Consider the following 13,358-nt stretch of genomic DNA (forward strand, 5'->3'; position numbering starts at 1 on the left):
AACAACAAAATCAATCAAATGTTTGATTTTTGGAAAAAGATGTTCAAATGTAAGATTTCAGTTTTCAAACTGATGTCTGTATTGTGTAGGGCTTACCCCAAGATGTTTTTTAAAAAAGTGTGAAAATGAATATTGATCACTGAATCCAAGGATTGAAGAAATCTCTGAAACCGGTTTATTAGACGAGTTTAAAAGAACCTTTGCTTCATTGATTACAATTAGGGCAATAATCTGGCTGGCAGACTTTCCTGTAATTGACTTCACTACTGAGGAAAGATGTCTGGTTGTAATTGATTGCCGTTCGGCATAAAACTCCACTGTTTTTTCTGTAAGATGGTATTTCGAAAGGTCTGTAAGAAACAGGAAAACAATTTCTTCCTGTCTTGTCATCTGGTTCATGGAATTATTATCTTCCTTGGAAATTATTCCGGCCATCTGATAACAGAAGACGGAAAACAGATGTTCTACCATTTCCTTTTTATATAGCATTTCCGTTTCAGAATCCAGGATATATTTCAGGAAATTGACACTTTTCCAGACTACTTCCATTTCATTTTCAGGAAAAGGGACTCCTTTATTCATTTGTTGCCTGAAGTAACGGTAGGTGATCAGCCGGTTGAATTTCAAAGACAGGGCCGAGATGAATTCTCTTTTATAAGAAACCATACGGGACTGAAAATCATCGCTTACGGAAACAACTTCGTAAATGGTCTGAGGATCGGTTACCATAAACATATTGGCAGAAACTTCCAGATCACTGAAGTGCTGACGAAGCTTGATTGTCCCGGATTTTATGAAAATAAATGCCGGATTATCGGGACGGAAAGGTTTATCAACAGCAATTCTCTCAAAAATATTACGCTGTGTAAAAATTTCAACGCCGAACTTTTCTAAGGCAGACATAACACAAATGTAAGCAATCTTACCAGTGATTACAAAATTTTATTATTTTAGCGTTTACCAAATTCTACGTTACTATGAGAAAGGTTGATTTATTATTTGCGGAATATAGCAAGAGCCATAGAAACGCAACCAACAAATTCATCCATTGGATCTGTGTACCTTTGATTTTCTGGACAATTCTGGGTTTTGTATCCCTGATTCCGGCACCGCATCTCTGTATTTCTTACTTCGGATGCATCAGTGTGGCAAGCCTTATTACCGTCATACTGATTACTTTCTTCTACCTTAGGCTTTCTTTACGGATAAGCATTATTATGCTTTTTTTGATGTTTCTGATGGAACACTTTATTTACCTCACCAATATTCAATTTGGCAAACAATCATGGGTGATCTATCTCATTATTTTCATCATCACATGGATTTTTCAGTTGATAGGACATAAAATAGAGGGCCAGAAACCTTCCTTTCTGAAGGATCTTCAATTTTTATTAATAGGGCCCATTTGGTTATTAGGTTTTATTCTTAAAAAAACGGGAATCAGATATTAATCAAAGTTATCAGTAATTAGCAATAAGCAATTGCTCATAGATTTTAAGCATACTTTTTGATGGTATCTTGGAAAAACAACTATGAAGAGTATTATTTTATCTTCACTTTGCCTGATCCTTATCAATTGTAGTAAATCAGGACCGGCTCAACAGGAAGCTAAAGCTGATTTGGTAGACATGATCTCTGAAGACAAAGTTTCTGCCAATGTACCGCCACCAAGTTCGATTTCTGAAAAGCTTTTTCCGGATGAAAAGTCAACCACAACCTCTATTTCAGAGCATAAGGCAGATACTATCCGGAAAGTCATCAAAAACGGAGATATGAGAATTCAGGTAGGCGATATTAAAAAAGCACAAAACCAGGTTAATGATATTCTAAAGAAAAATAACGCTTATATCCAGAAAGAGGATTTCCAGAATACAGACATGGATGAAAATCTTAATCTGGTTATCAGGGTTCCTTACAAAAGCTTTGATATTCTTATCAATTCTTTTTCAGACGGTGTAGGTTCTGTTTTATCAAAAAATATTTCATCCAATGATGTTACTGAAGAGTATACTGATATTTCCATCAAATTAGCCAATAAGAAAATTTATCTTGAAAAATACCTTGACATGCTCAAAAGAGCCTCCACCACAAAGGACATGTTGGAAATACAGGAAAAAATCCGGGGACTGGAAGACGAAATCGATGTAGCCGAAGGAAGGCTTCGTTTCATTGATGATCGAGTTAATTACAGCACTTTGAACCTTAGCTTATACAAGGAAAAGGTAAGAAGCTCAGCAACTTCTAAAATTGGTTTTGGAAGCCGTTTTATAGACTCTTTCACCGAAGGTTGGAACAGTTTTGTAAGTTTTTTTCTTGGTGTCATTTCACTATGGCCTTTCTTTTTGATTATTCCTTTTATGATATTTCTCTGGCGTAAGTGGAAGTTGAGAAAACGAAATAAGTAAACATTCTTACATGGCCCATAAAGAATAGCCATTCATCTGTTTTATCCTGCAACCAAGTTAAATATTTTCGAGTAATTTCATATAAAATCCGGGCATCTCCGATGCCCGGATTTTTATTTTTAACTAGCTATTAAAATGATCCTTTACTGTTTCCAATACTTTTTCATCAGACATTTGCTGGGAGGTCCCCAATGTAATCTCAAGATCCCTGTATTGAGCTGTATCGTGCAGGAAATGCTTCAATTCCTCCTGGGTAACACCAGGACCGGTGATAAACAATTCCTGGGTATTGGTCAGCAGGCGTTCAACTTCTTTAAAAAATTTATTCCTATTGGTAATTTCAGCATTATTTCCTGCATTTTCACTGGAATTGCCATGCTGTATCTCTGCTTTCACAGGTTTGCAGAGAAAGAACTCCGAAACATTTTGGGCATCATGATTTTTTACTACGATAGCCTTTTCTGTGTCGATCCATATTCCTGCTAATTTTTTGTCAGACATAATTTATTCTTTTAGGATTATACCTTGTAAAAATCAAGAATAATGCAAAGCATACGTTAAGGGCTGTTAAATGTTTTTAAAGGTAAAAATAGAATTGGAAGAGACCGAAACAGGAAGAAACAGATTACCGCTCAATTTACTATCAACATCATTTTACTTATTTTCCCAATACAAATACTGCCGGAATCTTGTGAAGCTCAGGCCTTTGTTTCTGCCAGTCCTTTATCGTTTTTGTTTTAATAAATTCATGTTCTGCATCATTGATATTAGCAGCGATACATAGCCTGGTATTAGGTGATAAGAATTTACACAGGTCTTCAAAAAGCTGGTTGTTCCTGTAAGGAGTCTCCATAAAAATCTGTGAATATCCGGTTTTCTGGACCAACCCTTCCAGATTCATAATCTGTTTCTTTTTTTCCCCTTTATCAATAGGAAGGTAACCATGAAAGGTAAATTCCTGTCCGTTGAATCCACTGGAGATTAAGGCCAGAATAATGGATGAGGGTCCTGAAACAGGAATCACCCTGACATTTTTTTCGTGGCACCATTTTACAATAAGATTTCCCGGATCAGCAATACAGGGTAAGCCGGCTTCTGAAAGCAACCCAAAATCCTGACCTTTAAGCATCAGGTCTTGAGCTTCTTTGATATCAGCATTTTCAGTGTATTTATCCAATAAGAACAGTTTCAGATCTGCCTGCTTTTTTTCAGGAGCAAAAAATTTGATTACCTTTCTTGCGGTCTTTTCATTTTCTACAAAGAAATAATCTGTTCGCATGATATATTCTTTCAGAACAGGAGAAAAATGAGTAAGAGGCGTATTTTCTGATAAGTAAGCAGGGAGTAAAAAAAGCATTGTATTAATTTTTTTTAGTTCTTTTATGTAATAAAGGGTTGTGGGAAATATTCAGACCGGTCCATATAAAAAGCAGCAGATTTTTTTATTTAAGTATCTGGTTACTGATTTCATTGCAGCCTTTTTCCAATAGCTGGAATACTTTTTCAAAGTCTTCCATACTTCCCCAGTAAGGGTCAGGCACTTCTGAATTTTTATGATCCCCCAGTACTTCTAAAAATAAAGAGACCTTCTGACGCTCCGCTTCATTTTTAGCTTTGGAAATCACGTCCTCGAATACATCAATATCCATACAGTATATTTTATCGAAGATTTCAAAGTCTCTCCTGGTGATCGGTCTTGATCTTTGACTGGAAATATCAATACCATGATTGGCAGCTGTCTTAATTGCCCTTTTATCAGGATGCTCCCCTTCATGTAATGAAATGGTTCCTGCAGAATCTACCAGAAAATCAGCCGGAACCTTGGTTTTCATAATTCCCTCTGCCAAAGGGCTTCTGCATATATTTCCTAAACAGATCATTAATATATTCATATTTTATCTTTTGCTATTTAAAAGTAGGAAACAAAGGCCTACAAGCCTTTTTATCCTGACAAAACTAAATAAAAAATGAAGAATAAAAACTATTCTCCACTTTTCTATTTCAACTAAACTATTATTTCCTAACTTTTGATTCTTTCTGTAAGGTCTTTTACATACTTCTTGACTTCTTTATCAATTTTTGATACATCCTTGATGGTATCACAGGCATACATTACAGTAGAATGGTCTTTTCCTCCCATTTCTTCACCAATTTTGGTAAAGGTAGCGTTGGTAAATTCTTTTGAAAAATACATAGCCAGCTGTCTTGGAAGCGCAATTTCTCTTTTTCTTGTTTTAGATAAAAGCTGCTCTTTTTTGATCCCGAAATAATCACAAACAACTTCCTGTATATAAGGAATATTGATAATTTTCTTTTGATTGGCAGCAATCTTATTAATAGTCTCTTTTAATAATTCTAAGCTAAGATCTGTTTTATAAATAGTAGAATAAGCAATCACAGAGTTAATAATCCCGATAAGTTCTCTTACATTGGTTTTAGCTTCTGCAGCAAGGAACTCAAGCATATCATCAGGAAGAACAATTCCGTCTCTGCTCAGTTTATTCTCAATAATTCTCTTACGTGTAGTTAGGTCAGGAGATTTGATTTCTGCAGAAAGTCCCCATTTGAAACGGGAAACAATTCTGTCCTGAATATCCATGATGTCAGCAGGCGCTTTATCTGACGTAAGGATAATTTGTTTTCCATTTTGATGCAGGTGATCAAAAATATGGAAGAAACTGTCCTGAGTAGCAGATTTTCCGGATAAGAACTGGATATCATCAATAATCAATACATCCACCATCTGGTAGAAGTTGGCAAATTCTGTCTGCTTATGAGCTTTCGCAGCAGAGATGAATTGCTGGATAAATTTCTCTGAAGACAAATAAAGAACTACCTTATCAGGAAACTGGTTTTTTACTTCCAGTCCTACCGCCTGGCCTAAGTGGGTTTTCCCTACTCCATAACCTCCATATAAAAATAACGGGTTAAAAGCTGTTGCACCGGGTCTTTTTGCGATTGATCTTGCAACCGTAGCGGCAAATTTATTACTTTCTCCTTCCACATAATTATCGAAAGAGAAGTCGGCCTTCAAATTAGAATCAATATTTACTTTCTTGATTCCCGGCACTACAAACGGATTTACAATATTGGATGAGAATCCTTGCGGCATCGTCTCCTGCACTTTAGGAGTCGGTACACTTTTTCCTTTCATATTCATGGTAACAGGTTTCTCCAGTCCACTTGGCCTGTTTTCCATTACTGAATACCATAATTTAACGCCTTTTCCAATATTTTTTTTCAGGGCTGCTGAAAGAAGCGATAAGTAATTGTCTTCTATATATTCTTTATAGAAATCACTGGGAACCATCAAGGTCAGGTTATTATCAACCAATGAAAATGGCTGTACTTTATCAAACAATAAATCAAAAGATTTTTCAAGCTTTTTTAAATCAGAATTATCCTCAGCCGCGTTCAAATTATCACGCATAAACTGAAGACACCTCTGCCATATCATCATTAAATTTTCATCCATATTTAGCCCCGATTAATTGTTCGTTAGTACTGTTTTTTTGAAGGAAGACAAAGGTCCAATTTTTTCTTTTTAAAAAAAAATATTGCAGGTATTGATTATTTAAAAATATATTTGTATGTATAATTTTAACCAAAAAATGATACACACAACACACTCAATACGAGTACGTTACGGAGAAACAGACCCTATGAAATATGTATACTACGGAAATTATGCCGAGTACTTTGAGGTAGCCAGAGTAGAGCTCTTCCGAAGCATAGGAATGTCCTACGATGAAATTGAAAACCAAGGCATTTGGCTGCCGGTTTCAGAGTATAAAATTAAGTATATCCGGCCGGCTTTATATGATCAAAAATTAGAAATTCATACCTATATTAAAAAAATCCCTGGAGTAAAAATTGAATTTGAATATGAAATTTACAATGAAGAGCATATTAAAATAACGGAAGCTTCCACTACCCTGTTTTTTTTAGATTGCAAAAACCAATAAGGTTATCAAATGTCCGGATTTTTTAATGAAGCTTATTGAAGAAAACTGGATAAGGAGATAGGTGATAGATGTCAGATGTCAGATGTCAGATATCAGATGTTAGATGTTAGATGTCAGATGCTAAATGGATGGATAGATAGATTGAAATCTGGAATTGCAGGAGAGAGATGGGTTGGGATAGCTATAAATAGGGAAATTACATCAGCAACTTAAACATAAATACTGAAAACTTTGAATTTTAATTCGCACCTTTGTTCTTATAATAACAATACCTTTAATTACTATTTATGAAGATTGCATTTTTGGGACCCCACGCCAGTTTCACCCAGCTTGCGGCCGCACAGCTTTTTCCAGAAGAAGAACTTGTACCACAGGCTAGCATTCTGGATTGTTTCAGTGCTGTGGAAAATGGCGAAGCAGTAAAAGCAGTAGTTCCTTTGGAAAACTCTATAGAAGGAACCGTTTCCATGACATTGGATTATTTATACAAAACTCCTTCCATCAAGATTGAAGCTGAAGCTGTAATGCCTATTGCGCATCATCTGATGATTCATCCGGAAAACACTATACAGGATATTGAAAAAGTATATTCGCATCCGCAGGCATTGGCTCAAAGTTTCCATTTTTTGGATACTCACTATAAAGAAAAACCAAGACAGGATTTTTCGTCTACAGCAGCAGCGGCCAAATATGTTTCGGAAAATAAGGATCTCAAAATTGCAGCAGTTGCCAATCAGTTTGCTGCCAATTTATATGGATTAGAAATTATTAATCGTAATATTCAGGATTTTGAACAAAATCATACCCGGTTTATTATCATTTCAATGCAGAAAAACACATATGATAACAGCAGACTGGAAACTCTAGGCGAAAAGTCAGGGATGCTGATCACTTTGCCGGAAGATCATCCGGGAGGCTTGCATCAGGTATTGTCTGTTTTTGCCTGGAGAAAGATGAATCTTAGTAAAATAGAATCCAGAACTTTAAAAACAGGATTAGGTAATTACTTTTTCTTTATTAATGTTGTTGGCCCATGGAAAGAAATTTTACATGACAATGCACTGAAGGAGCTGGAGTCTATCAATGCCGAAGTGGACTTTTTAGGAAATTATAAAGAATTTCTTTTAGAAAGCTAAATATTTTATTGTACAACATTTTTCAATATAAACACTGTCATTCTGACGGTGTTTTTTTTTAATACATACCTTATCTCGCGGAACAAAACATCTCATACATCAACATTTAAGGCATGTTATTATCTTTTTGTACAAAACTGAAATAATAAAAACCTTTTAATATATAGTAAAAATACTATAGTAAAATTTTAATCAAAAAAATATATTTCAATAGAACGAGAGTTAGAAATATTTTTTATTACATTTGTCTCAGTCATATTTAAAGATAATTAATTCGTAATGGTATTATGAAGTATATTGAAATATAATATAAACATATGTTTAAATATTATTCATCATAATACCAGTAAAATAAAAAAAATAATAATACGGGGCATAATTTTTGCTATATTTAGAACTTAGAACTATTAAAACTTTGATCATGAAAAAAAAATTTTACAGCTTACTTTTAGCATGTGCAGCTTTCCCTCTATTTTCACAGGTTGGTATTAATACTGCTACTCCGGCTGCAACACTTGATGTCAATGGGACATTAATAGTACGCGATACTCCACAAGCTACTGCTTTACCCGGTTATCAACTCTTAGCAAGCAATCAGGGCAGTGACCAGGTTTTCGTTATGGATCCGCAACTTATTATTTCGGCTGCTAATGTAAACCCATCCATGTATGCCGCTAAAAAAACTGCAGGAATCAGCCTTTTAAGCCTGGGACTTTTCCCTTCGGGCTTCAGAGCAGTTAACTTCCTGGCAGCAGAAAGAACCTTAGGATCTGCCAGCTTATTCAATGACACAGATAATTCTTATGTAATTCCATCCACAGGTGTTTATGCTGTAGGCTTTACATTCCGTTATGGAACCGGCCTTCAGGCTTCATTGTTAGCAAATAACCCGGGGGTTGGTATAGTAAGAACAAGAGCTGGTGTGGCAACTACTATAGACAGCCGTCCGTTCAGTGGAGCTAACCTGCTTGTATTGAGCTTGACAATTTCCGAAAGTTCTCTTAACTCACTCTATTCCTTCCAGGCAGGAGACAAAGTTTCATTTGGTCTTGTCGGATCAACAGCGTTGGACGTAGGTTTATTAGGATCCAGTGTTGCTTCATTCTACATTTACAAGATATCTGATTAGTAAAACATATTGTTAGTTATTTATACAGTTGATCCATCACAGAATTGTGATGGATTAATTTTTACCCATATTCAAACATTTGTTTATATTTGATAAAAACTATATAATGAATGAACTGCTCATTATCATATTAATCATAGTTGTTTTTGTCATTTTCAAGAACCTGAATAATAAAATCAGAAATCTTGAAAAACAAGTTACCGATCTTAATTCCAAAATAAATGCCCGGTCCATTCATTCTGAACCCGCCGAGCAGAAAGCCGCTTCACGACAAGATGAACCTTCCCCGGCTATTTCAAATAATAAACCCCTCAGGAAAGTTGTACAATTCAATAAAAACAATAACGAACAGATTCCGGTAGCTGAACCAAAAGATTGGCTACGACCTGTCTTAGATTTCCTTAAGCAGAATGCCCTTACCGTCATCGGGATTTTTACCCTGGTTCTTGGTATAGGTTATTTTGTAAAATATGCTATTGATAAAAACTGGATCGGAGAAGCTGCAAGAGCCGGAATAGGATTTTGCACCGGTGCCGGAATTATACTGACCGGTCACTTCCTGAGAAAAAATTATGCAACATTTGCCTCCATTATTACCGGCGGAGGAACTGCCGTCCTATATTTCACAGCAACCATTGCTTTCAGGGAATATCACCTTTTCACCCAGAATACAGCGTTTGGTATCACGACATTAATCACCGTCATTTCCATTGTTCTTTCTTATTATTACAGGAGTGAAATATTGATTATCTTTTCATTGCTGGGAGGATTTTCAGCGCCTTTAATGGTCAGCACAGGACAAAGCAATTACCTTTTCTTATTCATTTACATCAGTCTTTTAAATACAGGAATGCTGGCAGTCACCTTCCTTAGACACTGGAAAAGTGTGGGATGGACTGCTTTTATTTTCACTACCCTCTACCTGTTCACATGGACATCCGAAAAAACAGAGCTTCTCAGCATTGTATTTTATATCATTACTTATCTTATTTTCTACCTCTTTGCCCTTCAGGACTACATCAGGAAAAATATACTTCCGGTTCCGGATATTTTAATGCTGGCGCTAATCAACTTTACCAGCACTATAGGACTTGTGTATACTTTTAATGCATTGAAGTATGAGCCTGTTATTATCTTCCCTCTCCTATTTGCTTTTATCAATACCATTCTTTTTTTCAGGGAATATACAAGAAAGAGCTCCGGGACTGCTTATTCTGTTTTTGCAGGAATTACAGTGAGTTTAGCTACTCTAGCCATTGCTCTTCAGTTCAGGACACACCTCATCACCAGCGTATGGGCCATAGAGGCAAGCTTACTCCTTTTTATATGGAAAAAAACGGATCAGAAAATTTTTTAAAACGTGTTTTTACATTCTCTTTCCATTGGTGATCATTGCCCAGATTCTGACATGGACAGAATATTTTAATGCTAAAAACCTCAGTATTATAGTAAACCCGGTATTTTTAACGAGCCTGGTAACTATAATTTCAACAATTTTTAATTTATATTTATTAAAAGCCACTGAAACAGAAAAGAAAGACAGCTTTTGGGAAGCTTCCACACCGGTAATCAGCTATGGAATTATTTATACAGCCATCCTGCTGGAAATTATCTATCACATTTCCGGCATGTCCTGGGCTGCAATCACTCATATAGGACTATTGTTCAGCCTGTATTATATTTTTGTTATTTTACTTTTCAGAAAGAAACAAAATATAAGCAATAGTCTTCAGACAGGGTTTATTTATATATTCCTGTTTTTATTAACGGTTAATGCATCTGTCTCTTCTTCATCTGTTGTCACAGACATTCTATTTAAAAAACTTTCATCGGGATTTTATTTTGTACATCTGCTCCAATGGATACCTTTTATATATATAGTCTTCCAGGTTGTTCCTTCCTCAGGGTTTCACAAACAACCCGTTTCCTACTGGATACTGTCTTTAGCCTTCACTATTGCTGTAAGTTTCGGACTTTATCATCTGTATATATTTGCCAATACTCAAGATATTTCACAGTATTATGTGATTAAAAAACATTTTAATGTTCTTTATCTTCCTATCATATGGGCCATCCTTGCCAGCATCTTTATTTATACCGGGTTGAAAAAAAAACATTCAGGAATATAATAAAATCGGTTTTGCGCTTATAGGAATGATGGTGATAAAACTGTATGCCTATGATGTATGGCAAATGGATAATATCTCAAGGATAAGTGCATTTATTATTTTAGGAATTATCTTATTAATAAGCTCTTTTACATTTCAGCGCCTTAAGAATATGGTTAAAAATATGGTTGACAAAAAGGAGAAAAAGAAGGAAAGTTCAGACCCTCCGTCCGGCTAATCATTCTTATTTCTAAATAAAATTCAAAACATTTTTAAATTTTATTTACATTTTACAAAAAATAACTATATTTATCACGTTTTTAACAGTTATATATTCTGATTATGAAAAAATTACTCTACTCTTTTTTACTATTGTCCTCTGCAACTTTATTTGCACAACAAAACCCTAGCATCAGGTTTGCTGTTGCCAATAATATTATTGGGACGGTAGAGATGTTCAATGCAAAAAAAAACGATTGTACAAAGTTCAAAGGTATATAGCAGTGCTGCCAATCTTCCTCAAACCCTGAAAAAATACAGCTTTATTTCTACACAAGGATTTACCGAGTATAAGATCAAAAATGGATATGAAGGGCTAGACAGAATCTCACTGGCAGACCTGAATGCGCAATATGATATTCCGGCAGACACCCCGGTTTTTATCGAAGGATATGAATTTACCGATACCAATACCCTGGTTTATGGAGATATCCTGGGTAAAATGGAAGCAAAAAATTACAATGGTAAAAAAACACTTTTCATTTCCACTTCCAGATAATTAAAATACCATAACAAAATAAAGGATACCGTAGCCCGGTATCCTTTTCTGTTAGTATTTATTATTCCATTTCTTCCTGAGCTCTTCGTAAATTTTCTTTTCAGTAGAATTGTTTCCCGGCTCGTAAAGCTTCACATCTTTAATCTCAGCAGGCAGAAAATCCTGATCTACAAAGTTTCCTTCATAAGAGTGGGCATATTTATATTCTTTGCCATAGTCCAGGTCTTTCATCAGCTTCGTGGGTGCATTTCGCAAATGAAGTGGTACCGGAAGGTTTCCCGTCCGCTTCACCAATGCCAGCGCCTCGTTGATCGCCATATAAGTTGAATTACTTTTGGGTGATACAGCCAGATACACTGCTGTTTCACTTAATATAATCCTTGCTTCCGGATTTCCGATAACATTTACTGCCTGAAAACAATTATTGGCAATAACCAGTGCGTTAGGGTTAGCCAGCCCTATATCTTCAGCTGCTAAAATAAGCATGCGTCTTGCAATAAATTTGATATCTTCTCCTCCTGCAATCATCCGTGCCAGCCAATATACTGCGCCATTAGGATCACTTCCGCGCATTGATTTGATAAACGCTGAAATAATATCATAATGCTGTTCTCCGTTTTTGTCATAAAGTGCCATTGTTTCCTGAAGAACCTCCAGAACATCGGTATTGATGATTTCCTTGGTTTTTGAATCCTTATACTGGTTCAGAACAAGCTCTACCGAATTAATCAGTTTCCTGGCATCTCCTCCTGAATATTGAATTAAAGCTTCTTTTTCCAGAATTTTAAAATCCGTACCTTCTTCTTTATTATACCTTTCTGAAGCAATATCAATAAGTTCTTCCAGCTTTTCATAGCTCAATGCTTTCAGAACATACACCTGGCTTCTTGAAAGCAAAGCCGAAACTACTTCGAAACTCGGATTCTCAGTGGTAGCCCCTATTAAAACAATCCAGCCTTTTTCTACCGCATGCAGCAATGAATCCTGCTGTGATTTATTGAAACGGTGGATTTCATCAATAAATAAAATGGGAGATTTTCCGGAAAACAGATTCTGCTTCCTGGCATCCTCAATGACATCACGAACATCTTTCACTCCGGAGGAAACTGCAGAAAGTTTATAAAATTTCCTACCCGATTTCTCCGAAATAATTTCCGCTAATGTTGTTTTTCCTGTTCCCGGAGGCCCCCAGAAGATCAGGGAGTTCAGGGTGTTGTTTTCGATCATTTTCCTGATCGTCCCTTTCTCTCCGGTAAGATGCTCCTGCCCCAGCACATCATCCAGTGTTTTAGGTCTTAATTTTTCTGCTAATGGAATATTTTGATTCAAGGTAATTTTATTTTTTGAGATAAATATTTTATGTTTCAGATCTCTGAAACTTCTAACAAAATTAAACTAATTTTCATTTTTTTACCCTATTTTTGCATTGTTTTGAAACTTACATTCAATAAAATCATCACATTCCCGTTGGTAATTTTGATCAAATTTTACCAGTGGTTCATCTCGCCGTTACTTCCTAAAAACTGCCGCTACGAACCTACCTGCTCACATTATATGCTGGAAGCGCTTCGCGTCCATGGTATATTTAAAGGGTTCTGGCTGGGAGTTAAAAGAATTTTGAGATGTCACCCATGGGGCGGAAGCGGATATGATCCGGTGCCTCCTCATCATAAAAAGCAATAACAAACTATTAAATCAATAGAAAAATGAATACTTTTTTTTTCAGAATTTACCTCACCATATTTGTTTCATTGATTACCCAGTGCCTTTTTGCCCAGCAATATCCAGGAGGCTTATCTGACGGTACATTAGAAATCAACGGAAATAATACACCCTG

Annotated in this window: 15 protein-coding genes and 1 pseudogene; 10 read left to right on the plus strand and 6 right to left on the minus strand. The window is 35.8% G+C overall.

Annotated features, from left to right (window positions below; translation table 11 throughout):
- Positions 1-57 precede the first annotated feature (57 nt).
- Positions 58-903, minus strand: coding sequence for a helix-turn-helix domain-containing protein (locus HX13_RS12755; protein WP_050021370.1), 846 nt, complete (start codon positions 901-903; stop codon positions 58-60).
- A gap of 74 nt (positions 904-977) precedes the next feature.
- On the opposite strand from HX13_RS12755, the gene HX13_RS12760 reads away from it, so the two are divergent.
- Together HX13_RS12760 and HX13_RS12765 are read left to right on the plus strand one after the other, a co-directional pair.
- Complete coding sequence (locus HX13_RS12760) at positions 978-1,451, plus strand: DUF962 domain-containing protein (protein WP_050021371.1); 474 nt, start codon at positions 978-980, stop codon at positions 1,449-1,451.
- An 81-nt stretch (positions 1,452-1,532) separates the two neighbouring features.
- Positions 1,533-2,405 (plus strand): DUF4349 domain-containing protein, encoded by an 873-nt coding sequence (locus tag HX13_RS12765; protein WP_050021372.1) that lies wholly within the window; start codon positions 1,533-1,535, stop codon positions 2,403-2,405.
- Between the two features lie 123 nt (positions 2,406-2,528).
- On the opposite strand, the gene HX13_RS12770 is transcribed toward HX13_RS12765, so the two are convergent.
- The 4 genes from HX13_RS12770 to dnaA all read right to left on the minus strand — a co-directional run bounded on the left by HX13_RS12770 (position 2,529) and on the right by dnaA (position 5,880).
- Positions 2,529-2,906, minus strand: coding sequence for a hypothetical protein (locus tag HX13_RS12770; protein WP_050021373.1), 378 nt, complete (start codon positions 2,904-2,906; stop codon positions 2,529-2,531).
- Positions 2,907-3,063: 157 nt separating this feature from the next.
- The gene (locus tag HX13_RS12775) at positions 3,064-3,762 is read right to left on the minus strand and encodes an SAM-dependent methyltransferase (protein ID WP_050021374.1); all 699 of its coding nucleotides are present in this window, start codon (positions 3,760-3,762) and stop codon (positions 3,064-3,066) included.
- Positions 3,763-3,847: 85 nt separating this feature from the next.
- Positions 3,848-4,297 (minus strand): low molecular weight protein-tyrosine-phosphatase, encoded by a 450-nt coding sequence (locus HX13_RS12780; RefSeq protein ID WP_050021375.1) that lies wholly within the window; start codon positions 4,295-4,297, stop codon positions 3,848-3,850.
- A gap of 128 nt (positions 4,298-4,425) precedes the next feature.
- The gene (gene dnaA, locus HX13_RS12785) at positions 4,426-5,880 is read right to left on the minus strand and encodes a chromosomal replication initiator protein DnaA (protein WP_050021376.1); all 1,455 of its coding nucleotides are present in this window, start codon (positions 5,878-5,880) and stop codon (positions 4,426-4,428) included.
- 136 nt (positions 5,881-6,016) lie between these two features.
- On the opposite strand from dnaA, the pseudogene HX13_RS12790 reads away from it, so the two are divergent.
- The 7 genes and pseudogenes from HX13_RS12790 (at position 6,017) to HX13_RS12810 (ending at position 11,521) form a co-directional block, all read left to right on the plus strand.
- Positions 6,017-6,431, plus strand: a pseudogene (locus tag HX13_RS12790) (acyl-CoA thioesterase).
- A 226-nt stretch (positions 6,432-6,657) separates the two neighbouring features.
- Positions 6,658-7,506 carry a prephenate dehydratase gene (gene pheA, locus HX13_RS12795; protein ID WP_050021377.1) on the plus strand — a complete coding sequence of 283 codons (849 nt, stop codon included), beginning with the start codon at positions 6,658-6,660 and terminating at the stop codon, positions 7,504-7,506.
- A gap of 421 nt (positions 7,507-7,927) precedes the next feature.
- Positions 7,928-8,635, plus strand: a complete 708-nt coding sequence (locus HX13_RS12800; RefSeq protein WP_050021378.1) for a hypothetical protein — start codon at positions 7,928-7,930, stop codon at positions 8,633-8,635.
- 106 nt (positions 8,636-8,741) lie between these two features.
- Positions 8,742-9,992: a DUF2339 domain-containing protein gene (locus tag HX13_RS24285; protein ID WP_238555286.1), complete on the plus strand. Its 1,251-nt coding sequence runs from the start codon at positions 8,742-8,744 to the stop codon at positions 9,990-9,992.
- A gap of 25 nt (positions 9,993-10,017) precedes the next feature.
- On the plus strand, positions 10,018-10,764 hold the full coding sequence (locus tag HX13_RS24290; RefSeq protein WP_238555287.1) for a hypothetical protein: 747 nt from the start codon (positions 10,018-10,020) through the stop codon (positions 10,762-10,764).
- Positions 10,765-10,792: 28 nt separating this feature from the next.
- Positions 10,793-10,981 (plus strand): hypothetical protein, encoded by a 189-nt coding sequence (locus HX13_RS24295; RefSeq protein ID WP_238555316.1) that lies wholly within the window; start codon positions 10,793-10,795, stop codon positions 10,979-10,981.
- A gap of 222 nt (positions 10,982-11,203) precedes the next feature.
- A complete protein-coding gene (locus HX13_RS12810) occupies positions 11,204-11,521 on the plus strand; it encodes a hypothetical protein (protein WP_050021379.1) in 318 nt (105 codons plus the stop codon).
- Between the two features lie 51 nt (positions 11,522-11,572).
- Here the strand turns inward: HX13_RS12810 and HX13_RS12815 are convergent, their stop codons facing one another.
- Positions 11,573-12,850, minus strand: a complete 1,278-nt coding sequence (locus HX13_RS12815; RefSeq protein WP_050021380.1) for a replication-associated recombination protein A — start codon at positions 12,848-12,850, stop codon at positions 11,573-11,575.
- A gap of 102 nt (positions 12,851-12,952) precedes the next feature.
- Here HX13_RS12815 and yidD point away from each other — a divergent pair, with 102 nt between their 5' ends.
- Positions 12,953-13,204: a membrane protein insertion efficiency factor YidD gene (gene yidD / locus HX13_RS12820; RefSeq protein WP_050021438.1), complete on the plus strand. Its 252-nt coding sequence runs from the start codon at positions 12,953-12,955 to the stop codon at positions 13,202-13,204.
- Positions 13,205-13,358: the final 154 nt, after the last annotated feature.

Source organism: Chryseobacterium sp. P1-3 (genome assembly GCF_000738495.1).
Lineage (GTDB): Bacteria > Bacteroidota > Bacteroidia > Flavobacteriales > Weeksellaceae > Chryseobacterium > Chryseobacterium gallinarum.